33 protein-coding genes are annotated in these 24,865 nt (G+C 64.3%); 21 read left to right on the top strand and 12 right to left on the bottom strand.

Going from position 1 to position 24,865, the window contains the following annotated elements; genetic code table 11:
• Positions 1 to 80 precede the first annotated feature (80 nt).
• From thiC to NLM15_RS35410, 7 genes are all read left to right on the top strand, one after another.
• Complete coding sequence (thiC, locus tag NLM15_RS35380; protein WP_254122541.1) at positions 81 to 1,979, top strand: phosphomethylpyrimidine synthase ThiC; 1,899 nt, start codon at positions 81 to 83, stop codon at positions 1,977 to 1,979.
• 188 nt (positions 1,980 to 2,167) lie between these two features.
• Positions 2,168 to 2,749 (top strand): hypothetical protein, encoded by a 582-nt coding sequence (locus tag NLM15_RS35385; protein ID WP_254122542.1) that lies wholly within the window; start codon positions 2,168 to 2,170, stop codon positions 2,747 to 2,749.
• A gap of 90 nt (positions 2,750 to 2,839) precedes the next feature.
• A complete protein-coding gene (locus NLM15_RS35390; RefSeq protein WP_254122543.1) occupies positions 2,840 to 3,352 on the top strand; it encodes a mismatch-specific DNA-glycosylase in 513 nt (170 codons plus the stop codon).
• A 255-nt stretch (positions 3,353 to 3,607) separates the two neighbouring features.
• Positions 3,608 to 4,258: a glutathione S-transferase family protein gene (locus NLM15_RS35395; protein WP_254122544.1), complete on the top strand. Its 651-nt coding sequence runs from the start codon at positions 3,608 to 3,610 to the stop codon at positions 4,256 to 4,258.
• Between the two features lie 218 nt (positions 4,259 to 4,476).
• Positions 4,477 to 4,869: a hypothetical protein gene (locus NLM15_RS35400; RefSeq protein ID WP_254122545.1), complete on the top strand. Its 393-nt coding sequence runs from the start codon at positions 4,477 to 4,479 to the stop codon at positions 4,867 to 4,869.
• An 11-nt stretch (positions 4,870 to 4,880) separates the two neighbouring features.
• Entirely contained in the window at positions 4,881 to 5,573 is a 693-nt protein-coding gene (locus NLM15_RS35405; RefSeq protein ID WP_254122546.1) for a glutathione S-transferase family protein, read from the top strand.
• 310 nt (positions 5,574 to 5,883) lie between these two features.
• Complete coding sequence (locus NLM15_RS35410; protein WP_254122547.1) at positions 5,884 to 6,708, top strand: hypothetical protein; 825 nt, start codon at positions 5,884 to 5,886, stop codon at positions 6,706 to 6,708.
• Positions 6,709 to 6,770: 62 nt separating this feature from the next.
• On the opposite strand, the gene NLM15_RS35415 is transcribed toward NLM15_RS35410, so the two are convergent.
• Entirely contained in the window at positions 6,771 to 7,205 is a 435-nt protein-coding gene (locus NLM15_RS35415; RefSeq protein ID WP_254122548.1) for a hypothetical protein, read from the bottom strand.
• 62 nt (positions 7,206 to 7,267) lie between these two features.
• Here NLM15_RS35415 and NLM15_RS35420 point away from each other — a divergent pair, with 62 nt between their 5' ends.
• The 4 genes from NLM15_RS35420 to NLM15_RS35435 all read left to right on the top strand — a co-directional run bounded on the left by NLM15_RS35420 (position 7,268) and on the right by NLM15_RS35435 (position 8,980).
• The gene (locus tag NLM15_RS35420) at positions 7,268 to 7,615 is read left to right on the top strand and encodes a hypothetical protein (protein ID WP_254122549.1); all 348 of its coding nucleotides are present in this window, start codon (positions 7,268 to 7,270) and stop codon (positions 7,613 to 7,615) included.
• 78 nt (positions 7,616 to 7,693) lie between these two features.
• A complete protein-coding gene (locus tag NLM15_RS35425) occupies positions 7,694 to 8,077 on the top strand; it encodes a RidA family protein (RefSeq protein WP_254122550.1) in 384 nt (127 codons plus the stop codon).
• 154 nt (positions 8,078 to 8,231) lie between these two features.
• Positions 8,232 to 8,492: a hypothetical protein gene (locus NLM15_RS35430; protein ID WP_254122551.1), complete on the top strand. Its 261-nt coding sequence runs from the start codon at positions 8,232 to 8,234 to the stop codon at positions 8,490 to 8,492.
• 236 nt (positions 8,493 to 8,728) lie between these two features.
• Complete coding sequence (locus NLM15_RS35435) at positions 8,729 to 8,980, top strand: hypothetical protein (protein ID WP_254122552.1); 252 nt, start codon at positions 8,729 to 8,731, stop codon at positions 8,978 to 8,980.
• Positions 8,981 to 9,193: 213 nt separating this feature from the next.
• On the opposite strand, the gene NLM15_RS35440 is transcribed toward NLM15_RS35435, so the two are convergent.
• Positions 9,194 to 9,679 (bottom strand): J domain-containing protein, encoded by a 486-nt coding sequence (locus NLM15_RS35440; protein ID WP_254122553.1) that lies wholly within the window; start codon positions 9,677 to 9,679, stop codon positions 9,194 to 9,196.
• A gap of 111 nt (positions 9,680 to 9,790) precedes the next feature.
• Here NLM15_RS35440 and NLM15_RS35445 point away from each other — a divergent pair, with 111 nt between their 5' ends.
• The 3 genes from NLM15_RS35445 to NLM15_RS35455 all read left to right on the top strand — a co-directional run bounded on the left by NLM15_RS35445 (position 9,791) and on the right by NLM15_RS35455 (position 11,635).
• Complete coding sequence (locus NLM15_RS35445; RefSeq protein WP_254122554.1) at positions 9,791 to 10,558, top strand: SDR family NAD(P)-dependent oxidoreductase; 768 nt, start codon at positions 9,791 to 9,793, stop codon at positions 10,556 to 10,558.
• A 214-nt stretch (positions 10,559 to 10,772) separates the two neighbouring features.
• Positions 10,773 to 11,021 (top strand): helix-turn-helix domain-containing protein, encoded by a 249-nt coding sequence (locus tag NLM15_RS35450; protein ID WP_247330096.1) that lies wholly within the window; start codon positions 10,773 to 10,775, stop codon positions 11,019 to 11,021.
• A 113-nt stretch (positions 11,022 to 11,134) separates the two neighbouring features.
• Positions 11,135 to 11,635 carry a collagen-like protein gene (locus NLM15_RS35455; protein WP_254122555.1) on the top strand — a complete coding sequence of 167 codons (501 nt, stop codon included), beginning with the start codon at positions 11,135 to 11,137 and terminating at the stop codon, positions 11,633 to 11,635.
• Between the two features lie 9 nt (positions 11,636 to 11,644).
• Here NLM15_RS35455 and NLM15_RS35460 read toward each other — a convergent pair whose 3' ends face one another.
• Both NLM15_RS35460 and NLM15_RS35465 read right to left on the bottom strand, forming a co-directional pair.
• Entirely contained in the window at positions 11,645 to 11,860 is a 216-nt protein-coding gene (locus tag NLM15_RS35460; RefSeq protein WP_254122556.1) for a hypothetical protein, read from the bottom strand.
• 97 nt (positions 11,861 to 11,957) lie between these two features.
• Positions 11,958 to 12,224, bottom strand: coding sequence for a DUF2277 domain-containing protein (locus NLM15_RS35465; RefSeq protein ID WP_254122557.1), 267 nt, complete (start codon positions 12,222 to 12,224; stop codon positions 11,958 to 11,960).
• Positions 12,225 to 12,347: 123 nt separating this feature from the next.
• Here NLM15_RS35465 and NLM15_RS35470 point away from each other — a divergent pair, with 123 nt between their 5' ends.
• On the top strand, positions 12,348 to 13,409 hold the full coding sequence (locus tag NLM15_RS35470; protein WP_254122558.1) for an alpha/beta fold hydrolase: 1,062 nt from the start codon (positions 12,348 to 12,350) through the stop codon (positions 13,407 to 13,409).
• Positions 13,410 to 13,541: 132 nt separating this feature from the next.
• A complete protein-coding gene (locus NLM15_RS35475; protein ID WP_254122559.1) occupies positions 13,542 to 13,895 on the top strand; it encodes a hypothetical protein in 354 nt (117 codons plus the stop codon).
• Positions 13,896 to 13,921: 26 nt separating this feature from the next.
• On the opposite strand, the gene NLM15_RS35480 is transcribed toward NLM15_RS35475, so the two are convergent.
• Positions 13,922 to 14,164 carry a hypothetical protein gene (locus NLM15_RS35480; RefSeq protein ID WP_254122560.1) on the bottom strand — a complete coding sequence of 81 codons (243 nt, stop codon included), beginning with the start codon at positions 14,162 to 14,164 and terminating at the stop codon, positions 13,922 to 13,924.
• A gap of 45 nt (positions 14,165 to 14,209) precedes the next feature.
• On the bottom strand, positions 14,210 to 15,607 hold the full coding sequence (locus NLM15_RS35485) for a S8 family serine peptidase (RefSeq protein ID WP_254122561.1): 1,398 nt from the start codon (positions 15,605 to 15,607) through the stop codon (positions 14,210 to 14,212).
• A gap of 192 nt (positions 15,608 to 15,799) precedes the next feature.
• On the opposite strand from NLM15_RS35485, the gene NLM15_RS35490 reads away from it, so the two are divergent.
• On the top strand, positions 15,800 to 16,402 hold the full coding sequence (locus NLM15_RS35490; RefSeq protein WP_254122562.1) for a pyridoxamine 5'-phosphate oxidase family protein: 603 nt from the start codon (positions 15,800 to 15,802) through the stop codon (positions 16,400 to 16,402).
• Positions 16,403 to 16,615: 213 nt separating this feature from the next.
• On the opposite strand, the gene bfr is transcribed toward NLM15_RS35490, so the two are convergent.
• From bfr to NLM15_RS35505, 3 genes are all read right to left on the bottom strand, one after another.
• Entirely contained in the window at positions 16,616 to 17,104 is a 489-nt protein-coding gene (gene bfr, locus NLM15_RS35495; RefSeq protein ID WP_008556076.1) for a bacterioferritin, read from the bottom strand.
• Between the two features lie 133 nt (positions 17,105 to 17,237).
• Positions 17,238 to 17,510, bottom strand: a complete 273-nt coding sequence (locus NLM15_RS35500) for a bacterioferritin-associated ferredoxin (RefSeq protein ID WP_254122563.1) — start codon at positions 17,508 to 17,510, stop codon at positions 17,238 to 17,240.
• Between the two features lie 161 nt (positions 17,511 to 17,671).
• A complete protein-coding gene (locus tag NLM15_RS35505; protein ID WP_254122564.1) occupies positions 17,672 to 17,977 on the bottom strand; it encodes a hypothetical protein in 306 nt (101 codons plus the stop codon).
• Positions 17,978 to 18,114: 137 nt separating this feature from the next.
• On the opposite strand from NLM15_RS35505, the gene NLM15_RS35510 reads away from it, so the two are divergent.
• Positions 18,115 to 18,441, top strand: coding sequence for a hypothetical protein (locus tag NLM15_RS35510; RefSeq protein ID WP_254122565.1), 327 nt, complete (start codon positions 18,115 to 18,117; stop codon positions 18,439 to 18,441).
• 211 nt (positions 18,442 to 18,652) lie between these two features.
• Complete coding sequence (locus tag NLM15_RS35515; protein ID WP_247323010.1) at positions 18,653 to 18,937, top strand: hypothetical protein; 285 nt, start codon at positions 18,653 to 18,655, stop codon at positions 18,935 to 18,937.
• A 101-nt stretch (positions 18,938 to 19,038) separates the two neighbouring features.
• Here the strand turns inward: NLM15_RS35515 and NLM15_RS35520 are convergent, their stop codons facing one another.
• On the bottom strand, positions 19,039 to 20,265 hold the full coding sequence (locus NLM15_RS35520) for a lytic murein transglycosylase (protein WP_254122566.1): 1,227 nt from the start codon (positions 20,263 to 20,265) through the stop codon (positions 19,039 to 19,041).
• Between the two features lie 7 nt (positions 20,266 to 20,272).
• Positions 20,273 to 21,922, bottom strand: coding sequence for an energy-dependent translational throttle protein EttA (gene ettA, locus NLM15_RS35525; RefSeq protein WP_254122567.1), 1,650 nt, complete (start codon positions 21,920 to 21,922; stop codon positions 20,273 to 20,275).
• A 234-nt stretch (positions 21,923 to 22,156) separates the two neighbouring features.
• Here ettA and NLM15_RS35530 point away from each other — a divergent pair, with 234 nt between their 5' ends.
• Entirely contained in the window at positions 22,157 to 22,372 is a 216-nt protein-coding gene (locus NLM15_RS35530; protein ID WP_254122568.1) for a hypothetical protein, read from the top strand.
• Between the two features lie 132 nt (positions 22,373 to 22,504).
• Entirely contained in the window at positions 22,505 to 23,467 is a 963-nt protein-coding gene (locus NLM15_RS35535; RefSeq protein ID WP_254122569.1) for a D-2-hydroxyacid dehydrogenase family protein, read from the top strand.
• A 57-nt stretch (positions 23,468 to 23,524) separates the two neighbouring features.
• Here NLM15_RS35535 and NLM15_RS35540 read toward each other — a convergent pair whose 3' ends face one another.
• On the bottom strand, positions 23,525 to 24,727 hold the full coding sequence (locus tag NLM15_RS35540) for a L,D-transpeptidase (protein WP_254122570.1): 1,203 nt from the start codon (positions 24,725 to 24,727) through the stop codon (positions 23,525 to 23,527).
• Between the last annotated feature and the right edge of the window lie 138 nt (positions 24,728 to 24,865).

The following is a 24,865-nucleotide window of genomic DNA, read 5'->3' on the forward strand; positions in this document are numbered from 1 at the left end:
CTGGATCCCCGCCTTCGCGGGGATGACATCGGTATTTGCCTCTCGCTCAGCGACATCAACGAATTAAACCGGAGGATCCCATGAACATCCGCTCCAACCCCGACAAGACAGTCCCCGCCGTCACCACCGGCCCGCTCGCCTCCTCGCGAAAGATCTTCGCATCGCCTGATGCCGCGCCCGACCTGCGCGTGCCCTTGCGCGAGATCATCCTGTCCGAAGGCGCGGGCGAGCCGAACCTGCCGGTGTACGACACCTCGGGCCCCTACACCGACCCGAGCGTGACGATCGACGTCAACGCCGGCCTTGCCCGCGACCGCAAGGCCTGGGTGCTGGAGCGCGGCGGCGTCGAGGAATATGACGGGCGCCAGATCAAGCCGGAGGACAATGGCAGCGTCTCCACCGACAAGGCCGCGCGCGCGTTCAGCGCCTATCACAAGCCGCTGCGCGGCCTCGACGGCCACAAGATCACGCAGCTCGAATTCGCCCGTGCCGGCATCATCACCAAGGAGATGATCTACGTCGCCGCCCGCGAAAATCTCGGCCGCAAGCAGCAGCTCGAGCGCGCCGAAGCAGCGCTTGCCGACGGCGAGAGCTTTGGCGCGTCGGTGCCTGCCTTCATCACGCCGGAGTTCGTCCGCGACGAGATCGCGCGCGGCCGCGCCATCATTCCCTCCAACATCAACCACTCCGAGCTCGAGCCGATGATCATCGGCCGCAACTTCCTCACCAAGATCAACGCCAATATCGGCAACTCGGCGGTGACGTCGTCGGTCGAGGAAGAGGTCGAGAAGATGGTGTGGGCGATCCGCTGGGGCGCCGACACCGTGATGGACCTCTCGACGGGCCGCAACATCCACACCACCCGCGAATGGATCTTGCGCAACGCGCCGGTGCCGATCGGCACAGTGCCGATCTATCAGGCTCTGGAGAAGTGCAACGGCGATCCGGTCAAGCTGACCTGGGAGCTCTACAAGGACACGCTGATCGAGCAGTGCGAGCAGGGCGTCGACTATTTCACCATCCACGCCGGCGTGCGCCTGCAATACATCCACCTCACCGCCAGCCGCGTCACCGGCATCGTCAGCCGCGGCGGCTCGATCATGGCGAAGTGGTGCCTGGCGCATCACAAGGAGAGCTTCCTCTACACCCATTTCGACGAGATCTGCGACCTCATGCGCAAGTATGACGTCTCGTTCTCGCTCGGCGACGGCCTGCGTCCCGGCTCGATCGCGGACGCCAACGACCGCGCGCAGTTCGCGGAGCTGGAGACGCTCGGCGAGCTCACGAAGATCGCGTGGGACAAGGGCTGCCAGGTCATGATCGAGGGCCCCGGCCACGTGCCGATGCACAAGATCAAGATCAACATGGACAAGCAGCTCAAGGAGTGCGGCGAAGCCCCGTTCTACACGCTTGGACCGCTGACCACCGACATCGCGCCGGGCTATGACCACATCACGTCAGGCATTGGCGCGGCCATGATCGGCTGGTTCGGCTGCGCCATGCTCTGCTACGTCACGCCGAAGGAGCATCTCGGCCTGCCCGATCGCAACGACGTCAAGACCGGCGTCATCACCTACAAGATCGCAGCCCACGCCAGCGATCTCGCCAAGGGCCACCCCGCAGCCCAACTGCGCGACGACGCCCTCTCCCGTGCCCGCTTCGAATTCCGCTGGACCGACCAGTTCAACCTCGGCCTCGATCCGGACACCGCAAAAAGCTTCCACGACGAGACCCTGCCGAAGGAAGCCCACAAGGTCGCCCATTTTTGCTCGATGTGCGGGCCAAAATTCTGCTCGATGAAGATCACGCAGGATGTGAGGGATTACGCGGCGACGCTGAATGACCCGAACTCGGTGGGGATGTCGATGAGTGGCACCGCCGAGGACGGCATGAAGCAGATGAGCGCGAAGTTCAAGGAGATGGGCTCAAGCGTGTATCTGGATGCGGAGAAGGTGAAGGAGAGCAATCGGGTGCTGTGAGGACCCTCTCCGGGTATCACCAGACCGAAAAACCAAGGCCGGGCGAGAGCCCGGCTTTTCTTTGAGCAAACGCAGCAGAGAATTAACGGCCATCTCGCGAGTTGCGGCGTTCAGCCAACAATCGGTCTCTACCGATGCCGTTGAAATTTCCTGCATGCATCACGAGCTTGCCAAGAGTGGATCGATCGATGTCCCGGGACCACATGAGCGATTTGGAACTTCGCGCTTACGGCGAGATCGCACGGACACTCGCAATGGTAGCCTTCTCGATCGCGGATGGTGTACCGGCGACAGAGGCGGCATCGCTGGCCTCGCATTTCCCTGATGCTCCGCGGCCAATCTTCAGACAATCGGTCTTCAAGCACCTCGGACGTGATCTGTGGCGGCTTCGCATTCTCCGGCCATTAGATGATACCGGGAAGAATTATGCCTATCATTTCGTATTCGAGTGCGACGCGAAGGAGGCCAATCATGTCGCCAAGCGCAATTGGAAAGATGGTCCGAGCCTCCCGGAGTTACTCGAGACGTTCATCTTTCATTTTGAAAACTACGGCAAGGAATACCACGACTTTTCGAGCGAGATAGGCGATCCATTCGGACGCAATGGCCGACTGACGCCCGTTCTGGATGCCTTAGCTTCGATCAGCTACGTCGAGAAGACGGCCGAAGGTTATATCTGGACGGACGTCGAACCTGTCGTACGCATATTGGAGAGATTGAGAAGCCACTATCCAACTCTGTGGCCTTCGGAAGAAGAGGACAGTTCGTAGCAAGCGGAGCGCCAATGAACGCAGCGACATCCTGGGCTTTGCTGTCCCACTTATCGATCCGCTCATGCGGGCTACACGTGGATCATTGACTTGCCCGAAGCCTCTTCTAACCGCCTCCCCGACCAGCTCCGTCCCAACCTCCGTCTCGTCTTCGTCGGCACCGCCGCCTCGACGCGCTCGGCCGAGCTTGGGCACTACTACGCCCATCCCGGCAACCGCTTCTGGCGCGCGATCCATGAGGCCGGGATCACGCCGCGGCGCTATCAACCGGGCGAGTTCGCAGGCTTGATCGAGCTCGGGATCGGCTTCACTGATCTCTCCAAGTCGGGCGCGGGGATGGATTACCAGATCGCGGCGGAGTCGATCGATGTGCCGGGGTTCAGGGCGAAGATCGAGACGTACCGGCCGCTGACGGTTGCGTTCACGAGCAAGAAGGCGGCGAGCTTGTTTTACGGCAGGCCGTCGAGCGGGATTTCGCTGGGGCGGCAGCCGCGCGATGAGAGCCTGCCGGAGATATTCGTGCTGCCCTCGCCGTCCGGCGCTGCGTCCGGGCATTGGACGCTGGAGCCGTGGCGCGAGCTTGCGGCGTGGGTCGGGTCGTAAGTTGTGTTCGGGATAGCGCCCACTCTCAGTCGTCGTCCCTGCGAACGCAGGGACCCATACCCCCGGGAAGCGTTTGGCGAAGACCCGTCGTTCGGTACTGGGACCGTCCGAAACAGATAAATCACGCGGTATGGGTCCCGGCGTCCGCCGGGACGACACCATTGGTTTGGCGGCCTACGCGATAAGTCGGATCATTGTCGGAATCCACCCGGCCAATTCGTCCTCAGGATACATCGCAACACCCGGAGCCCCCAGATGCACCCCACCATCACCGCCTTCGAAAACTCTCCCGACCGCGGCCGTGGGCAGGCCCGCGACATGCGGGTGCGCTGGGCGCTGGAGGAGGTCGGCCAACCCTACGACGTTCGTCTTGTCTCGTTCGCGGCGATGAAGGAACCAGCGCACCTTGCGCTGCATCCGTTCGGGCAGATCCCGACCTATGAGGACGGCGATCTCGCGCTGTTCGAGTCCGGGGCGATCGTGCTGCATATCGCCGAGCGCCACGCCGGGTTGCTGCCTGACGACACGAACGCGAGGAGCCGCGCGATCGCGTGGATGTTTGCCGCGCTGAGCACGCTGGAGCCGCCGATTGTCGAGCTCGGGATGGCCATGCTGTTCGAGCGCGACAGGAGCTGGTACGCGGAGCGCCTGCTCATGCTGCAAGATCGCGTCCGTATCAGGCTCGGCGAATTGTCCCGGCGCCTTGGCGATGCCGACTGGCTCGATGGCGCGTTCAGTGCCGGCGACCTCATGATGGTGACGGTGCTGCGCCGGTTGAACACCTCCGGCCTGCTGGACGAATATCCTGAGATCGCCGCCTATGTCGCGCGCGGCGAAGCGCGGCCGGCGTTCCGGCGCGCGTTCGATGCGCAGTTGGCGGTATTTAGCGCTGCGTCGCGTTCGTAGGGTGGATTAGTCCGGCGGCTGCGCGAAGCGCAGTCCGCCCGGCGTAATCCACCAACTTCGTCCGGCAAACGCGGGAGCATGGTGGGTTACACCTCCTCCGATCGAACGACACCGCGCATAACGCGCGCCACTGTTGCAAGCACGTCACTCCGGCGATACGACTTGAGGTGGAAGAGCCTGATATCAACCGGCCCGCATCATCCAGGGAAGCGACCGCAATGAGCGACGATCTCTCCGGTATCTGGGATGGCAGCTACATCCAGCCGGGTGTCGGAATGATCACGTTCACGGCGACGCTCGCCGAGATCAATGGCGCGCTCGGCGGAAGTGTCACCGAGCCATGCATGATGCCGGGCTGCCCGCTGAGCACGCACAACGCCTCGATTGCCGGTCATCGCTCCGGGAGTGCCGTTTCGTTCGTCAAGCATTACGAGCCGCCCGGCTACGGCTATGACAGCGTGACCTATGAAGGCACGGTGAATGCCGAGGCAACCGAGATCGACGGACGCTGGCACCTGCCGGGCCATTCGGGATCGTTTCTGATGATCCGCTCGAGCAAGCCTGCGCAAGCGGTCACGACGGAGCAACGAGCCAAGATACCATCGCGCTGAAGGGAGCTACCATGCTGACCCTCTATTCCTATCCGGAACTGTTCGGCGTCGCCGACAACAACGGCTACGGCCTCAAGGTCTACGCCTTCCTGAAGCTCGCCGGCGTGCCATTCGTGCACGAGCATGTCTTCGATGCCTCCGCCGCGCCGCGCGGGCAGCTGCCTTATGTCGTCGACGAGGGCGAGACCATCGGCGACAGCGAGACCATCATCGCGCATGCGATCGCAAAATATCGCCTGAGCATCGATGCCGGGCTATCCGCTGTACAGCGGCGGACAAATCATCTCGTCACCCGCATGCTCGACGATCTCTACTGGGTGATGTCGTACTCACGCTGGAAGGACGAGCGCTTCTATCCCGCGTTCCGCGACGCCTTCATCGCGCAGCATCCGCAGATCAATGCCGAGGGGTTCGAGAAGGCCAAGGCGTACAACGCGCAGCGCTATCATTTCCAGGGCATCGGCCGCTACACGCCCGAGCAGGCTTACGCGCGCGGGCTCGCCGACTTGCAGGTGCTGGCGGAGATCGTTCCCGCGCAGGGCTTCGTCCACGGTGCGGCGCCGACCAGCTGCGATGCCGGCATCTACGGCTTCATCGCCAACATCTATTATTTTCCGATCCCGACACCGCTGAAGGCTTTCGTCGATGCGCACGCAAATCTCGTCGCGCATTGCGAGCGGATTCATGCGGCGATCGGATCGTAGGGTGGGTTAGCCCTGCAGATGCGCAAAGCGCACCTGCAGGGCGTAACCCACCACTTCCGTCACTGCGGAAACCAAAGAGGTGGGTTACGCTGAGCGTCTGCGCTTCGCACAGCCGCACAGCTAACCCACCCTACGGGACCTTGTGACGGCTAACCTCCCGCTTCCGTCTGCGACTGACAGGCTATCGCCCCAAATCGGCCCCAGAGTTTCCATGCCTCAGTCTTGCTTTGGTCAAAGCTGCACGAGGGAGTATGCAAAGCAGATTCGGACGACCAACCTCATTCAGCGTCAACCCGGGCAGGAGGCGCAGATGCAGTCCACGTCGGAAGTGCAGTCCACCTCGGAAATCAACAAGCCAGCTGATCCACCCGCTGTTGATCCCGGACCGTCCACGCAGAGATCGGGACTGTCCGCGCCGGACAAGGAGCTGGTTGCGCGCGCGGATGAAAGGCTCGCGCATGCCTATCAACAGATCGCGCTCGCCGATGAACAGCTCGCGCGTATGAACCAGCAGATGTCCAGGTTGGGGCCCGAGGCCGGCGACCAGCCCGGCCGACAGCCTCCCCGACACGGGTCAGCGCTCCGCGGCGTGATCGGCCTCTTGCTGGCGGCGTGCATCTTCAGCGCCGCCTTTGCCTCGCAGTTCGCCAGCGACGCGACGCTGCACATGATGTCCCGCTGGGCGCCGCAAGCGGTTTCCGCCTCGATGCTACCGCAGGGCGAGGCGCAGCTCTCCACCGAGACTGGCCCGGCCGTACAGGTGGCGACTGCGGACGATACGACCCCTTTGCCACCCGCAGCTCAGGTTCAGCAAGAGGCAGCGCCGATAACCGCCCAGATGCCGCCCGAGCTGACGCAATTGCTCCAGACGATCTCGAACGACCTCGCAAACGTGAAGCAGACGATCGACGAGCTCAAGGCCAGCCAGGAACAACTGACCCGAGATCAGGCAGCGACCGCCGAACTCGTGAAGGCGAACCAGGAACAGGTCGCGCGCCTGCTTGCTGCCAGCGCGGAACAGAACCAGCGATCCGCGGCGGTGCCGCAGCCACGACCGGTCACCGCCCCGGCGCGCAAGCCGGCGTCGACGCAAGCCGGAATGCAGCCGATACAACTGCGGCCCACGCAACGGTAACAAGCCCGACCCGAGATTGACGCGACAGCCGCATCATGCGGCCGTCGCCCTACGCACCCGCCCTACCGCATCGTGATCGCAAGGCCGCTGAGATCCGCATTCGCCATCAGGCCGACCTGCGTGCCGGTCAGCTCCAGCACGGCGCCCTTCTGGTTGGTCAGCACGATCGCGCGCGCGCCGCGGCCGACGGCAAGGCCGGCACCGGCGGCACCGTAGACGCCGGCAACGTCGGAGGGACGGTTGATGTTGGAGACGCGGCCGCGCAGCACGGTCTTGGAGCCGCCGAAGACGAGGCCGTAGTCGAGCCCGCCGGTCGACAGCCCATAGGAGCGGCCGCGGAAGTTGAGCACGCCCGAGCCGCCGGAACCGCCGATGATCCAGCCCGCCTTGTAGATCGTCAGCACCACGGTGCCGCCGTCGGCCATCGCCGAGGTCGAAAGGCCGGCCAGCGCGGCAATGGCGACCAGCGCGGCGCGGAAGGTGGTGGCGATCTTCATGGGGCGTCTCCGGGGGCTATTTTTCAAGAAGGGAATCGAATCAGACGGGGCGAATCTACCCGATGGATCGCGGCGGCAAAATGATGGGATGGACGTGTGGCGTGAGGTGCAGCAGCGCTCTCAGCCGTCATCGCCCGGCCAGTGCGCAATTGCGCACTGGGAACGGGCGATCCAATATTCCAGAGGCGCCAACGATTGAATTGAGGGGCCGCGGCGTACTGGATGCCCCGGTCAAGCCGGGCATGACGGCGGAGTTTGGCGCAACAAGACACAATCGCCCTCATGCCATTCTGTCCCTGTTTTGCCCGACGGAGCAACCGATTATTTCGCCATTCCCGAATCTGAAAAAGATCAATGATTTCTGCTTGATCGCTACTGTGCATGGGTTGTTTTTCGCATTTTTTGTTTAGCCCCCCTCTCTCAATGCCGATTGCAACTCCCCCGCATGCCGCTACGCTCGTGGAAACCGCTCTACCCGAGGTGATCCCATGCCGATCCAGCATTTCGCGCCCCCGCCGCACGTCAAGGCGCCGCCGCTGTCCTTTGCCACGCGTGTCGGCGATCTCCTGTTCGTCTCGGGCATTCCCGGCTTCGACGGCCATGGCGCGCTGCCTGATGGCTTCGAGGCGCAGTTCGCCAATGTCGCCGTCAACATCAAGCGCGTGCTCGACGAAGCCGGCGCGACGGTTCGCGATCTCGTCAAGGTCAACGTGCTGCTCACGCGCGCTTCCGACGTCGCCGCGATGAACGCGCTCTATGCCGGCGCCTTCGGACCGCCGCCCTATCCGGCACGCACCACCTGCGTGGTGCAGGCGCTGCCCGATCCGAAGATGTTGATCGAGATCGAGGCGGTGGCGTCGCTTTCGAAGTGAGCCGCGCCTCGCGCGTGTGACTTGCAGGGCACGCGGCCAAACCAAGTGGCCGCGTCCGTCTGACATATCCGTGAACGGCCGCTCCCCGGCTTGCCAAGGTCCTGCTTTTCCCGCACGAACTTTCGCGTCACACTTCCCCACAAGGAGATACTTCATGCGTCGCGTGCTCGCCCTCTGTGCCGTTGCCGGCATCGCCACTTCCGTCTTTGCCGTGCCGGCTTCGGCGGCGGTCGGCTATTACGTGATCCGCTGGGACAACACCGGCATCTGCCAGGTCTGGAACGAGGATCTGAAGTACAAGCCGTTCCAGTGGGGCGCCTCGACCTACAAGGTCGTCAGCAAGCCGCTCCCGACCTTCACCGCGGCTTCCGACCTCCAGATCAAGATGCGCGCGGAGCGCCGCTGCACGCTCTGAGCGTCACGCGACGAATTTGATTTCGAAGGGCGGGCCGCGCGAGCGACCCGCCCTTTTTCTTTGCGGGCGCGCGCGAGTTTTCCGGCTCAAATGACGCATTTTCCGGCGCGCCTTGTTTGAACCTGATCAGCCGGCGGAACTACTCACATCTTGTCCGGGGCGCATCCCCAAAAGCGCCCCATCCCTCCCAACTATTGTCGGGAGGCGCATCACACCTTTCATTTGAGGAACTGATCATGCGTCGTATTTCCGTGCTGTGCGCTGCCGCCGGTCTTGCCGTCACTGCGTTCGTCGCCGCGAGCCCTGCCGAGGCCAGCTATCACCTGATCCGCTGGCAGGACACCGGCTTCTGCCAGATCTGGGACGAGAGCATCCCGACCGCGCCGTTGTTCTCCGACTACACCCGCGTCAGCGCGACCGTGCCGACCTTCGTCGACGCACTCGTGCTGAAGGATCACGCGTTGAAGAACGGCCACTGCAGCTGGTAAGACTTCGATCGGCGGACCAGGAGCGGGCAAGGACGCATCACGTCCTTGCCCGTTCCGCTTTATCCGAGCTGCGTGAACAGCTGAGGCCACGTCGAGCACCGACGCCGTAGGGTGGGCAAAGCGAAAGCGTGCCCACCAATTCCATCCATCACGAAGACGGTGGGCACGGCGCAACGCGCCTTTGCCCACCCTACGAGATATCGCTTGTTGCCCTCACGCGTCCTTGTGCGCGCCGGGATGGATCAGGATGTCGCGCGCGGCGGCGAGGTCGATGAAGGCTTCCGCGCTGCCGCCCCGGTCGGGATGCATGCCCTTGGCGGCGCGGCGATAGGCCTGGTTGATATCGTCGCAGGTGAGCTGCACGGCGAGCGGCAGGCCGAGCATCCTGCGGGCACGATCCTCGCTGGAGAGCTTCTTCGGCATGGCGTTGCGGCGGCCGAAGCGCGGCGCGGTGAGATCATGGACGACTTCGAGGATCACGCCGACGCGGCGTTGCGCCGCCAGCGTGACGCCGTGATCGTCATTGTCCACGGCCTGACGCAGCACCGGAAGCGCCTGCTCGGCCGCCTGCCGCAGCGTGGCGTCCGTGCTCATGCGCACGATCTCGGCCACCAGCCGGCCCGCCTCGGCCCAGTCGGCCGATCGCGCCGACCGCAGGCGTTCGAGAGCCAGTTTCCAGGATTCAAGCCGTTCCATCATGCGCGCAACGTTTAGCAATGAAGATCAGTATGCCAAGGCCGCCGTTTCCGACCCCTTAATTTCGAGTTAGCCTTTCATGAAACTTCGAAACGAATCCGGGAGGAAATTGTCATGGCATTGCTCGCAAACCACATCGCCGTCGTCACGGGCGCCGGCTCCGGCATCGGCCGGGCGATCGCCGCCGGCTACGCCCGCGAAGGCGCGCAGGTGGTTCTGCTCGACGTCAATGCCGACACGGTCGCGGAGGCCGCCCAGGAGATCCGCAAGGCCGGCGGCAAGGCCGAGATCTTCGCGCTCGACGTGACGAAGCGTGACGACTGCTTCGCGCTCGCCAGGCAGGTCACTGAGAAGGTCGGGCAGGTCTCGATCCTCGTCAACAATGCCGGCATCACCCGCCGCAATGCTTTCACCGCGGAGACGGAGACGGTGGCGAAGGATTGGAACGACATCATCTCGCTCAATCTCAACGGCGTCTTCAACGTGACGCAGGCGTTCCTCGCGCCGCTACGCGCCAGCAAAGGCCGCATCGTCAATATCGGCTCGATCCAGTCCTTCGTGCATCTGCGCACGCCGAGCTCGGCGGCCTACACCACCTCGAAGCACGGCGTGCTCGGCTTCACCAAGGCGCTTGCGGTCGAGCTCGGCAAGGAAGGCGTGCGGGTCAACGCGATCGGGCCGGGCTTCATCGAGACCAACATCAACGCCAATGTGCGCGCGACCAATCCGGCGCTGGTGCAGGCCTTCGTCGATCACACCCCGCTGGCGCGCACCGGCAAGCCCGAGGACATCGTCGGCCCCGCGATCTTCCTTGCCTCGGACCTGTCGGCCTATGTCACGGGAACGATCGTGATGGTGGATGGCGGTTACCGGACGGTGTGAGGCGCGGCACGCCCGCGCGCGAGATCGTCCCGCATCGCTATGCATCTCGTGCCAATCGCGGCGCCATCGCGGCATTCCCAAGGTCATCTGGTGCGATCGCCCGCGATTAACCTTTCATTAACCAAACCCGCCCACCGTAGATTCACGGCTTGGGGGCCGTTTGTTCTCGATCGCTTCCAAAGATGGAAGCGGGCGTTGATCGGGAGGTGTGTTGATGACCACTGTTCATGTCGCTGCGTCCGAGCCGGGCGCGCAATTCCTGGCCCCCAACCAGATCGTTCCGCTGTTGATCGGGGCGACCGTCGACGAGGTCGAGCGCGAGCTCGTGCTCCAGACCCTCGCACGCTGCGACGGCAACCGCACGCGCGCTTCTCGCGTGCTCGGCCTGTCGGTGCGCACGCTGCGCAACAAGATCAGGATCTATGCGGCGTCCGGCATCGAGGTGCCCGCGTATCACGACTAGCGCGCAAGGTACGGGACGATTGATGTTGATCAGGCCCGGCGCAGCGGGCCGGCAGAATTGCTGCTGTCGTCAAACGCCGCTAAGTAGCTTGCTTCCGGTCAAGGGAGCATGGCGTGGCAGACGAACAGAAACGGCAGGGACCGCAGGGTCCGCGCGGACGGCAGGGCGAACCGGGACGGCCGGGACCGCAGGGTCATCCGGGCAAGCGTGGCCCGGACGGCGCGCGTGGCAAGCCCGGGCCTCAAGGCAAGCCCGGAGCGGCCGGAAAGGCCGGAGCGCAGGGCAAGGCGGGTCTGTCGGGTAAGCCCGGTGAAGCCGGTGCGCGGGGAGCTGCGGGACCGCAAGGACCGGCTGGCCCGCAAGGCCCGCGCGGCGAGGCCGGACCGCCCGGCCAGTTGCCGTCGATCGAGCAGGTGCTGCCGTGGCTCGAGCAGCTCTTCGACGCCTGGGACGAGCGCCGCCGCCAGCGCGAGCAGGAAGCGGCCGAGCGCGCGGCGCTCGAGGCCGCGGTGCATGAGGCTGACGAGGCGATCGTCGATGACGAGAGCGACGACGGCGAAGGCGACGATCACAGGAAAAAGAAGAAAAAGAAGAAGCACGGCCACAAGGACTAGCAGGGCCGCCTATTTCGCCTGATCCTCACGTGGCGGCAGCATGCCCATGCGCTCGAACTGCCAGCGCATGGCGCGGTACCAGAGATAGCCGACCAGCGTGCCCAGCAGCGTCAGGATGACGAGGTTGACGCTGCTGTAGGAGCCGCTCCACCACATCATCCATGCGGTCCACAGCGCCGTGAAGGTGACGGCGCCTGCTTTGAGAGGAATAAGGGGGCGGCTCATGCTCGTGCTCCGGGCGGTCAAAATCCCGGCAGACATCATCGCAAGCCGAGGCCGCTCTCACCGTGAGCCGGATCACGGAACGGACGCAGGAGGCCGGCTAACCGAAGCGCAACCGCGAGCGCTCCTTGGCCTTTTCCGCCTCGACCTCACGGTCGCGCGCCGGCGCATGGGTGTGCAGTGAGGTCAGCAGCTTTCGCGCGGCCTCCGAGACTTCGGCCACCGCGAGGTCGAACGCCGCCTCATTGGCCTGCGACGGCTTGTTGAAACCCGACAGCTTGCGCACGAACTGGAGCGCGCTGGCATGGATCTCGTCTTCGGTCGCCGGCGGCTCGAAGTTGAACAGCGTCTTGATGTTGCGGCACATGCACTCTCTCCTGATGCTTCCCTCAAGGACGATCGACCGAACCGAAATCCTACATCCTCCAGGACACTTCTGCTAAGTTCCCGTAACGCGGCCGCCGATCATGAGCCGCATGGGGAGAGAAACATGAGAGCTTGTTGCGCGGCGCTGTCAGCCGTTCTGCTGTCCATCGCAACGTCGGCGGTCGCCGCCGACTATCCGGCGCCGAAACAAGGCGACTGGGTCGCCAGGGATTTCAAGTTCCACACCGGCGAGACCATGGCGGAGCTGAAGCTGCACTACACCACCATCGGCGAGCCCAGCGGCCAGCCGGTGCTCGTGCTGCACGGTACCGGCGGCTCGGGCGCGAGCATGCTGTCATCAGCCTTTGCCGGCGAGCTGTTCGGCGCGGGACAGCCGCTCGACGCATCCAAATACTACATCATCCTCCCCGACGCGATCGGCCACGGGAAATCGTCAAAACCGTCCGACGGCATGAAGACGACTTTCCCGAAATACAATTACGACGACATGGTCGAGGCGCAGCATCGTCTCGTGAAGGAAGGCCTCGGCATCAAGCATCTGCGGCTCGTGATCGGCAACTCGATGGGCGGGATGCAGACCTGGATGTGGGGCGAGAAATATCCGCGGGAGATGGACGCGCTGGTGCCGATGGCCTCGCAGCCGACCGAGATGGCATCGCGCAACTGGATGATGCGGCGGATCATGCTCGACACCATCCGCAACGACCCCGACTACAATGGCGGCAACTACACCAGCCAGCCGCGCATGATGAAATACGCTGTCGCCGCCTATGGCGTTGCCAGCATCGGCGGCACCCTGGCCTATCAGCAGCAGGCGCCGACCGCGACCAAGGCCGACAAGATCGTCGACGAGCGGCTGGCCACACCGATCACGGCGGATGCGAACGACTTCGTCTATCAGTGGGAGTCCTCGCACGACTACAATGCCGGCGAGAAGCTGGAGCAGATCGAGGCCTCGCTGCTGCTGATCAACTCCGCCGACGACGAGCGCAACCCGCCCGAGACCGGCATCACGGACGCTGCGATGAAGCGGGTCAAGAACGGCCGCCTGTACCTGATCCCCGCGAGCACCGAGACGCGCGGTCACGGCACCACCGGCAATGCAAAGTTCTACACCGAGCCTGTCAGGCAATTGCTGCAAGCCGCGCCGCAACGGACGATGTAAGACGGCGGACTGCGTATCCCGCAACGCATCAAATGCGGCGCCCCGGCGCCGCATATTATTTGAGCATGCAATGCGCTGACGGCTCGGGCTTAATCGTAACAACCAGAATCGAGACGCGGTGAGGAGGTTCGCATGCACAGGCTGGCACTGTGCGTTTGGCTGGCCGCAATGGCGGCGCAGACGAGCGCCGCGTTCGCGTTCGACAACGGCCAATATGACCACGTCCCGCCCGACATCCGCGCCTGGTTCAAGAGCGTGATCGCACCGAACGGCGTGCCGTGCTGCGACATCTCCGACGGCCATCGCACGGAATACGACGTGCGGGGCGGCGCCTATTGGGTGCCGATCGAGGGACAATGGATGGAGGTGCCCGATCGCGCCATCATCCGCGATCGCGGCAATCCGGTCGGTCAGGCCGTGGTGTGGTACGTCCACCACCGCGGCGCGATCATCATCAGCTGCTTCGTGCCGGCGGATGCGGTGTAGAGCGATTTCGAGCGACGTGAACGCACTCAGGCCTTGAGGCCTCGCTTGGGAGAGGCCTCGACATATTCGATGTCATCGCCGAAATCGCCGAGCGCGGCGCGAACGGATTTGGCGTCCCCTTCGGCGACGGTGAAGATCGCGGCGAGAGCTTGCCGCTTCTGTCCCGGAAACAGGCTCTCGGCCGCATAGCCGGCATCCCCAAGCGTCTTGATGATCTGTCGCCGCCGGCGCTGATCGACGCGATCATGGAATTTGAACTGCACGGACATGCCGAGAAGCTAACCGTTCGCGGCGCCCGATCAAGGTCATGGCGCCTATTTTCGGCTCTTTCTCGCCTTGGCTGTCTTCCTGCGCGATTTCTTCGCTTTCGCGCGGGGCAGAGCAGCCGCAACATCCAGGAGGCCCGCGCCATATGCCGGCGTAAAATCCTTCCCCCGCATCGCCGGCAATTTCGTCGCAGTCGCAATCAGGCGCTTCGCGACCGCAAGCCCCGCTGCTTTGGATTTCGGCTTGTCGATGTAAACGAGCGCAGCGGCACCCGTGACGTGCGGCGTCGCCATCGACGTCCCGGGCCAGGAATCGTAGCTGGTATGGTCGGCGAAGCTTGCCTGCACCCGGGGCACCGTCGACAGGATGTTGACGCCCGGCGCGACCAGCTTGATGTGTTTCCCCGTATTGGAGAACGAGGCACGTCGATGGGACTCGTCGACGGCGCCGACACCGATCGTGTCCGGGTAGCCCGCCGGATACTCCTTCGGATTGCCGCTCTCAAACTCGTTGCCCATCGCGGTGGAGACGACGACGCCGGCATCGATCAGCTCGGCGAAGATCGTCGCTTCCGCCTTCGAACGGTCATCACCACCGATGCTGAGGTTGATGACCTTGATGTTGGAATCGAGCGCGGCCGCGAGAGCCTTGCTGTAGAACTCGAAGTTGAAGTTCTCGTCGGCGCCCGGGCGTTTGGGATCGTCGAACACCTTCCAGCAGTGCAGCCGGCAATTGGCGAGGCCCGCGACGCCGGCCGAATTATTGATCACGGCCGCGATCGTGCCGCTGACATGTGTGCCATGGCCGAGAAAATCGCGCGCGCCGTTGCCGTCGTGACGATATTCCTCGATCGCTTCTGCGAGATCGGGATGTCCGGCATCGACACCGCTGTCGAGCACGGCGACATGAACCCGCCCCGCGCCCGGCCGCGGTCTATCGAACCATCTGATGGCGCGAAGTCCCCACTGCCGGATCTTCATGGGATCGGCGGCGGCACTGAGCCACCGGTTGGGAACGGGCTCGACCAGATCCACCGCCCTCGAGGCACTCAGGCGCTTCAGGACGCCTGCATCGACCTTGCTGTCCACCTGCACGATCTGAAATCCGGCCAGCGCCTCCCGCGGTACCGCCGTTGCGGAGCGTGCGATCGAACGATGAGCTGCGGCCAGGGCCCTCGCCTGCGGCTGCGCGGGCGCATCACCGTCACCGACCACGAACAGCGGCTTCATCGACTGAAGCCCGAGATTGTCGCTCAGGAAATCGATCGGACCTCTGACGTCATCGGGCATCGCGGCTCTCAGCGCGCGCTGCGTTGTCGCCTGAGGCGAGGTCGCCGCGATCTGCCGGGCGGCCTCCGGCTTCAACCGAACGATGAGCTGTCCCGGGACATGCTTGCGATGGCGCGGCCGCTCGCCCGCGACCCGCATTGCCTGCGTGGGAGCCATGACAAATTCCTTCCTTGAAAAGCGAAAAAATACGACACCCGTTATAAGGGAAATTTTAATTCAGCGCTACCTGTACCATCCAGGCGCGCCTGCTCCCGGTCGTTCTGCAGTCCGGTGGCTGGTCCATGCCGCGCGTGCTATCTTGCCGATGGAGTCCGATCTCGCCAACGCCACTCAATCAGGGAGACCTTCGTGACCGATCTTTGCGCCGAAGACCTCGCCGCCATCTATGCCAAGCCGAGCCCGCGCGTGATCGCAAAGGCGCGTCCCGCGATCGACGCGCATGCGAAGAAGTTCATCGAGATGTCGCCGTTCTGCGTGCTTGCAACGTCAGGCGTCGACGGCAGCGTCGATGCTTCGCCGCGCGGCGGCGGGGTGGGCTTCGTCCATGTCGCCGGTCCCAACCAGCTGCTGATGCCCGACCGTTCGGGCAACAACCGGATCGACAGTTTTCGCAACGTCGTCGAAGGCTCGGGCTTCGTGCATCTGTTGTTCTTCGTGCCGGGCATCGACGAGACGCTGCGCGTCGGCGGACGCGGCTCGCTATCGGCCGATCCGGACCTGCTCGCATCGATGGTGGAATTCGGCAAGCCGCCGCGCGCGGTGCTGAACGTCGCGGTCAGCGAAGTCTATTTCCACTGCGGCAAGGCGCTGATGCGCTCGAAGCTGTGGTCGCCTGAGAAGGTGCAACGCTCGGTGATGCCGAGCATCGGCCAGGTCATTCACGACCAGACAGGCCTGGGCGAACCGGAGAGCCAGGAAGTCGTGGAAGAGCGTTACAAGACGCAGTTGTAGGCGGTGCGCCAATCACGGCGTCGCCCCGGACAAGCGCAGCGAAGCGGAGCGCTGATCCGGGACCTCCGCTCGAGCGCTCGCGCTCGTCGCGATAACCACAGGACGCCGTTTGGCGAAGGCTCGGAGTTGGCATCGCGCGCCACATTCCTCCCTGGGGCTATGGGTCCCCGCGTTCGCGGGGACGACACGGGAGTATGCGGCTAACGCCGGAGCTCAGTGCCCCTCGCCCTCGAGCCCGCCGACGTGCTTCTGCGTGTAGAGTTCGAGGCCGATGCGGCCGATCAGGTCGAGTTGGGTTTCGAGGAAGTCGATGTGGTGCTCCTCGTCGCTCATCAGCTTCTCGAACAGGTCACGCGTGACGTAGTCCTTGGCGCCATGGCAGTAGGTCGCCGCTTCCTGATAGAGCGCCCGCGCGCTCATCTCGGCGGCGAGGTCGCATTCGATGATCTCCTTGACGTTCTGGCCGATGCGCAGGGGATCGAGCACCTGCATGTTCGGGAAACCGTCGAAGAACAGGATACGCGCGGTGAGCTTGTCGGCGTGCTCCATCTCCTCGATGGACTCCTTGCGCCAGACCTTGGCCATGTCGAGGAGGCCCCAATTGTCGAGGAAGCGGTAGTGCAGCCAGTACTGGTTGATCGCAGTCAGCTCGTGACGCAGCGCCTTGTTGAGATAGTCGATGACTTTTGCGTCGCCCTGCATGGTTCACTCCAGCTTTTGCAGTCCAACTCGGCCCTAAACCGAATTTAGAACGCTTCTAAATGAGTTTAAGGACGAGGGCAACCGGCTACGGGGACGCAGCCGGGGAAAAGCTCAGCCGGGGTTGCGGAAGTTTTCAGCAGGCCGCGAGGGCGAACTGGGCGGGCTCGGCCGTCTCGTCATTGGCGGCCACGGTATGACTGTGCGGACAGCCGGAGCAGCAGGACTTGGCACAGGGACCAAGCGCTTCGTCGATGATGGTCTTGATGGTGCGGGCGCAGCGGCCGCATTCGGCGCTACAGCCGAGGCATCCATAGACCTGCTTGGCATGACGTACGGCGTCGTCGGAGTCAGCGACGGCGGCGCGGATGTCGTCATCGCTCAGCACGTTACAGGAACAAACGATCATGGAAGCGGCAGGCCCTTCGGTGATGCGTCATCATCGATATTTAAGGGGCCGTCCGGATGCAAAGGGAAAAACCGGTATTTGAAGCTATTCCAAACTGGCCGGAAAACAGCCTAGAACGGCTCTAAAATAGGGTGTTGCGCTGAATCAAGATTTTGGCGGACCTAGTCACCGCCGCCGCCTCCACCACCATCGCCGCCACCTCCGCAATCCCCGCCACTGCTGCCGCTATCGCCGCTGGAACAGCTGCCACTGCCGGTCGAGCTGCCTGAGCTGTCGCTGGAAAACCAGCTCCCCAGCGAGAAGCCGTCGCTGGCCCCCGAATAGCCGTCGCCGCCACTTCCTCCATCACCGCCGGCCGCAGCGCGCGAGCGCCGCTGGCCCCGGTTCTGGAGATGGGTGAACCAGCCATAGCCGATCGCGAAAATGACCCCGGCGGCGATCAAGGTATTCATCATCGCGTTACCCATCGTCGTCTCCCTCGCGGACCTGCGATCCATGTTAATTGGTCGCCCCCGGCAAAGGTGCCGTTCATTGATCATTCAAACGAAGTATGGAACCTTACCCCCCAAACAGTTCCCGCGTGTATCAGCGAAAGGTCAAGCCAATGAAGAAGTCGCTCCTGACGGTCGCCGCCGTCGCCATCCTGGCCCTCACGGCCGGGACACCGGCCCATGCCCAGCGTGGTGTCGCCGCCGGCGTGGCCGCGGGGATCATCGGAGGCGCCATTGTCGGCGGCGCGCTGGCGTCTCCGTATTATTACGGACCGGGCCCCGGCTACTCCTATGGCCCCGGCTATTACCCGCCCCGCTACTACGCGCCGGGTCCCGGCTATGTCGCTGACGACTATTATGGCGATGGCTGTGTCTGGCAGAAGCAGCGCTTCTGGGACGGCTATGCCTGGCGCGTCCGTCGCGTCCGAGTCTGTGGCTGAGACGACAATGCCGGTTCACTACGGATGCGCCGTTCATCTTGGGGCCCGAAAAAGACCGCTTTTTCTCGTCACAGCTCCGTGCGCGTTTACCGTGGATTGACCAATTGCGCGCTTCCTAGCTGCACGGTCACTTCCATCAGCGTGTTGCGTGAACCTTTGAAACCCGGGCGCCTCTAACAAGAGGAGCCCATCTCCCAGGAGAGCCTAGAGCATGAAGAAGACTTTAGTTGCCGCCCTTACGGTAGCGACGGTTGCTGCTTCGCTGGTGACGGTCACGCCGCCCGCGAAAGCTGGCGACAACATTGGCGCCGGCATCGCAGCGGGCCTGATCGGCGGCGCCATCGTCGGCGGCGCCATCGCGTCGAGCCGCCCGGCCTATGGTGGTCCGGTTTACGTCGCCGAGCCCGGCCCGCCGCCCCCGCCCTGCTACTGGCAGCGCCAGCGCTACTGGGACGGTTACGGCTGGGTCGTCCGCCCGGTTCGCGTTTGCTACTGATCTGATCGCAAGATCTGATCGCATGGCGCATCCGCGCCGCGATCGAAGCCCGGCCGAGACCATCGGCCGGGCTTTTTCTTTTGGCGAAGATCTGCGCGCATTTAGCGCGCCGACTGGATCGAGCGCAGCACGTCTTCGCTCGGCCAGCAATCGACCTTCAGGCCAGCCGACTTCTGATAGGCGCCGAGCGCAGCGCGCGTCTGCATGCCGGCCTTGCCGTCGATCTTGTCCTTGTAGAGCCCGACACGCGTGAGCCCGCGCTGCATGGTCTCGACGTCCTTGGTGCGCAACTGCTTGGATGCCGCCCATTGTGTCGCGAACGGCAGCGGGCTCGTCATGCGGTCGCTGAGATGGCCGACGAACAGCACGTAGAGATCGGAGAAATTGTATTCCTTGATGACGAAGTAGTTCTTCGTGGTCAGGAATGACGGGCCGTAGATGCCTTCCGGCTGCAGCAGCGAGGCCGGCTGCGCCTGCTCGGCGGCACTAAGCCTCGCGCCGCGCACCGGCACAAAGCCGTCGCGCAGCCACTGGCCAATCGGCTTCGTCACCTCGGGCACGCCGGTGGTGCAATCGACCTTCGCCGGCGCCTGCACCTCGTAAGCCCAGCGCACGCCGCTCTGCCAGCCCTTGTTGACGAGCTGCTGCGCGGCGGACGCCAGCGCATCCGGCACCGAATGCCAGATGTCGATGCGGCCGTCGCCGTCGAAATCGACGCCGTGCTTGTAATATTCCGACGGCAGGAACTGCGTCAGCCCGGTCGCGCCCGCCCAGGACGAGCGCATGTCCTTGCGCGTCACCACGCCCTCGCCGAGGATCTTCAGCGAGAGGATGAACTCGCCCCGATAGGTGTCCTTGCGGCGACCGACATAGGCCTGCGTCGCCAGCACCCGCACGAGATCGTAAGGCAGCGTGTAGCGGCCGTAATCGGTCTCGCGGCCCCAGATCGCGAGCATCACGGTGGCGGGCACGCCGGAGGTCTTCTCGATTTTCGTCAGCGCGGGATTGTATTTTTGCAGCAACCGCTGCCCCTCGCCCGCGAGCCGCGCGATCGAGGCCTCCCTGACATAGTCGGCAGGCACCTGCACGAACTCGGCCTGCGACGGTGCGCCGGTCGCGGGCCGTCCGGGCAGGATCAGATCGGGCAGCTTGTAATCAGGCTCGAGCCCGCGCGTCTGCTCATCGAACGTCGCACGCGACACGCCGGCCGCCTGCGCCTCCGGCCAGAGCGAGGCGACGAACTGCGTGAAGGCGGCATCGGCGGCGCGGGCGGACGACCAGCCGGAGGTGACCACAATCACCGCAGCTATGAGCGCCCGCCGCATCATGCCGGAATCACCGCGTCAGCTTCTTGTACTTCACGCGGTGCGGAATGATGCTGTCCTGGCCGAGCCGGCGCATCTTGTCCTTCTCGTAATCCTGGAAGTTGCCTTCGAACCATTCGACGTGGCTGTCGCCCTCGAAGGCCAGGATGTGGGTCGCGATACGGTCGAGGAACCAGCGATCATGGCTGATGATGACGGCGCAGCCGGCAAAATCCTCCAGCGCCTCTTCGAGCGCACGCAGCGTGTCGACGTCGAGATCGTTGGTCGGTTCGTCGAGCAGCAGCACGTTGGCGCCGGACTTCAACATCTTGGCGAGATGCACGCGATTGCGCTCACCGCCCGAGAGCGCACCGACCTTCTTCTGCTGGTCGGCGCCCTTGAAGTTGAACGACGAGCAATAGCCGCGCGAGTTGACTTCCTTCTTGCCGAGCAGGATCAGCTCGTTGCCGCCGGAGATCTCCTCCCAAACGTTCTTGTTGCCGTCGAGCGCATCGCGCGACTGGTCGACATAGCCGAGATGCACCGTCTCGCCGACCGTGATCGTGCCCTTGTCCGGCGTTTCCTGCTTGGTGATCATCTTGAACAAGGTGGTCTTGCCGGCGCCGTTGGCGCCGATCACGCCGACGATGCCGCCGGGCGGCAGCTTGAAGGTGAGATCGTCGATGAGGAGACGATCGCCATAGCCTTTGCTGAGCGCTTCGAAATCGACCACGTTGGCACCGAGCCGCTCGGCGACGGGGATGATGATCTGCGCGGTCTGGGTCTGCTTCTCGCTCGCCTGCTTGAGCAGCTCCTCGTAGCGCTGATAGCGCGCCTTGGATTTGGCCTGACGTGCCTTCGGCGAGGACGCGACCCATTCCTGCTCGCGCGCGATCGTCTTCTGATGCGCGGCGTCTTCACGGCCTTCCTGCTCCAGCCGCTTCTGCTTCTGCACCAGCCAGGACGAGTAATTGCCCTCGTAGGGAATCCCCTTGCCGCGGTCGAGCTCGAGAATCCAGCTCGTGACGTTGTCGAGGAAGTAGCGATCGTGGGTGACGATCAGGATCGCGCCGGGATAGTTGCGCAAATGGCCTTCGAGCCACGACACCGACTCGGCGTCGAGATGGTTGGTCGGTTCGTCCAGCAGCAGCAGTTCGGGCTGGTCGAGCAGCAGGCGGCACAGCGCGACGCGACGGCGTTCACCGCCGGAGAGCTTGGTCACATCGGCATCGTCGGGCGGGCAGCGCAGCGCGTCCATCGCCTGGTCGACCTTGCTGTCGAGATCCCAGAGGCCCTGGGCCTCGATCTCGTCCTGCAGCTTGGTCATCTCGTCGGCGGTTTCCTCGGAGTAGTTCATCGCCAGCTCGTTGTAGCGATCGAGGATGGCCTTCTGCTTGGCGACACCCAGCATGACGTTCTCGCGCACCGAGAGCGCGGGATCGAGATGCGGTTCCTGCTCGAGATAGCCGACGCGGGCGCCCTGGGCGACCCAGGCCTCGCCGTTATACTCCTTGTCGAGGCCGGCCATGATCTTGAGCAGCGTCGACTTGCCCGAGCCGTTGACGCCGAGCACGCCGATCTTGGCGTCCGGGTAGAACGACAGATGAATGTTATCGAGCACCTTCCGGGTCGGGTAGCTCTTGCTCAGGCCCTGCATGAAATAGATGAACTGGCGCGCCATCGGTCCCGTGAAACCTTCGATTTGAGGAAATTTGCTTGCCGCCGATGTAACGATCCCGCCCCCAAAGGGCAATGTTTTCCCTCCGTTCACCACGGATCAATACGGGATGGTCACCATCCGGCCATCGATCCGGACAATTGAAACCTTTTTTTAATAAAGCAGGCCAAAGCTCGTCATGGCGCCAAAAAGACGCCACCCGCGGCAGAAGCGGCGGGGAGAACAGCGAGGCCGACCATGGCTCTGATCGAGACTCATTCCATCGCCGTTCCGGTCGAGGCCGGGAACGCGTCCGGACTCGTGTCCGAGGTCAAGGGCTTCTGGAAGCGCTTCCTCACCACCGCTTTCAATCCTTACCGTCCCGAGCTGCACTACATGCGTGGTCCCGGCCCCGCCTGGCGCGCCAAGCACGGCATGGATGCGCCGCTCCGCCTCAGGCCCCGCGACCTCTGAGCCTTGCTCTTCTAGCGGATTTTTGAACACGTTAGCTGCTTGCGCGCGGCCCCGATTGCGCGCAACCATGGCCCGGTTCCGACGATGGCGCCCTCGCCTCGCGCCATCACCTCTCGCCATGGATGAACGCTGATGACGCGGCTGCGCTGTGCAATTCTCGACGACTATTTCAACCTCGCCCTCGACGTCGCCGACTGGCAAAGACTGTCCGACCGCGTCGACGTCACCGTGTTCAGCCATCCCTTCGCCTCGGAGCAGGCCGCGGCGAGCGCGCTCGCCGACTTCGAGATCGTCTGCGCGATGCGCGAGCGCACGGCATTCCCCAAGAGCCTGTTCGACAGCTTGCCGAAACTGAAGCTGCTTTTGACGTCCGGCATGCGCAATGCCTCGATCGACATGGAGGCCGCCAAGGCGCGTGGCGTCACGATCGGCGGCACGCAATATTCGCGCGATCCGACCGCCCCGCTTACCATGGGCCTGATCCTGGAGCTGACCCGCGGCATCGGCCGCGAGAACGCGCGGATGCATGCGGGCGAGCCCTGGCAGACCTTTGCCGGCGTCGAGATCGAGGGACTGACGCTCGGCATCGTCGGGCTCGGCAAGCTCGGCAGCAAGATGGCCGCCATCGCCAAGGCCTTCGGCATGAACGTGATCGCCTGGAGCCCGAACCTCACGCCGGAGAAATGCGCGGCGGCCGGCGTCGGTTATGCCACCAAGGAGGAGCTGTTCGCCAAGGCCGACATCGTCACCATCCATGTGGTTCTGAGCGATCGCTCGCGCGGTCTGGTCGGCCGTGAGGACCTCGCGCGGATGAAGACGACGGCGTTCCTCGTCAACACCGCGCGCGGGCCGATCGTGGACGAGCAGGCGCTGCTGGAAGCCTTGCAGCAGCGGAAGATCGCGGGCGCCGGCATCGACGTCTTCTCGGTCGAGCCGCTGCCGGTCGACCACCCCTTCCGCAAGCTCGACAATCTCGTGCTGACGCCGCATCTCGGCTACGCCACCGAGGACGGCTTGCGTATCCATTACGGCCAGATGGTCGAGGCGATCGACGCCTTCACCAAGGGCAGCGAGCTGCCACGGAAGCTGGCCTGAAATGAAAAGGGCGTGCCGACGGCACGCCCTTCGCAAATCTGAATGGTCTCGCAGCGCCTAGCGCACGGTGACCGGCGCGGGCAGCGGCGGCACCACCGTCGGCTGCGTGCCCGGAACGGGGCCAGCCTGGGCGGACATCGGAGCCGGTGCGGCTGCACCCGGCGGCGGCGCGTTGGAGGCGGTCGCCGTTCCCGGCGGCGGGCCACCCGGCATCACCACCACGCGGGTGCCGACCTTGACGCGATCGAACAGGTCGGAGACGTCCTCGTTCAGCATGCCGATGCAGCCGGACGACACGAACTTGCCGATGGTCGAGGGCTGGTTGGTGCCGTGGATGCGGTACACGGTCGAGCCGAGATACATCGCGCGGGCACCGAGCGGATTGCCGGGGCCGCCGGCCATGAAGCGCGGCAGATAGGGCTGGCGCTCGATCATTTCGGTCGGCGGATGCCAATCCGGCCACTCGGCCTTGCGGGTGATCTTCTGCACGCCGGTCCAGGTGAAACCGTCGCGGCCGACGCGGACGCCGTAGCGGATCGCACGGCCGCCTCCGAGCACGTAATAGAGGTAGGTGTTCGGGGTATCGACCACGAGCGTGCCGGCCGGCTCCTTGGTCTGGAACGAGACCTCCTGGCGGCGCAGGTTCTGCGGCAACTGCGCCGGCGCAGCATCGGGCTGCTCCTCGGGCGGCAGCGAAGCGATCGTCATCGGCCGGCCATCGGCGCCAACGGGCGGCTGGCCGGACTGGACCGTGCCGGTCGCGGCGGGACCACCAACGGCCTCCGGCGGACGCAGACCGTCATTGGCGGGGGCCTGGCCCTGCTGACCGGGACGGTTGGCATAGATCACCGGCGGCGGACCGGCGGGGCGGCCGTAGCGAGGATCGTCGGGCGACATCACGGGGCCCTGCGGGGGCGCGGCCGAGTAGACCGGCGGAGCGCCAGCCGGACGACCGTAGCGGGGATCATCGGGCGACATCACCGGACCCTGCGGCGGGGCGGCGGAGTAGACCGGCGGGCCGGCGGGGCGGCCATAACGCGGATCATCGGCCGGGCCGGGCGGCGGCAGCGAGGCCTGCGGCATCGCGTCGTCTTCGTCTTCCAGCGAGTCGAAATTCGGGGTGCGGTCCCCGGGGCGATATTCGGCGGGGGCGCCGTAGCCCGGCGCCTGCTGGACCGGATAGCTCTGCGCCTGTGCGAGCGAGGTTCCCGCCGCAGCGACTGTTGCGGCAGCGCATATCGTCAGAAAATGTTTGATCATCATCGCTCTTGCAGTGTCCCCGGGCCCCGTCCGGACCGTTAACGGCCAGATGACCGAAGATAGCGGCACATTCAAGACATTACAGGCTGTTTGTCCCTGATTTAGCGATTTGTGATGCAGACGCACACAGTTGCCCCA

The sequence above is a fragment of the Bradyrhizobium sp. CCGB20 genome (genome assembly GCF_024199855.1).
Classification (GTDB): Bacteria; Pseudomonadota; Alphaproteobacteria; order Rhizobiales; family Xanthobacteraceae; genus Bradyrhizobium.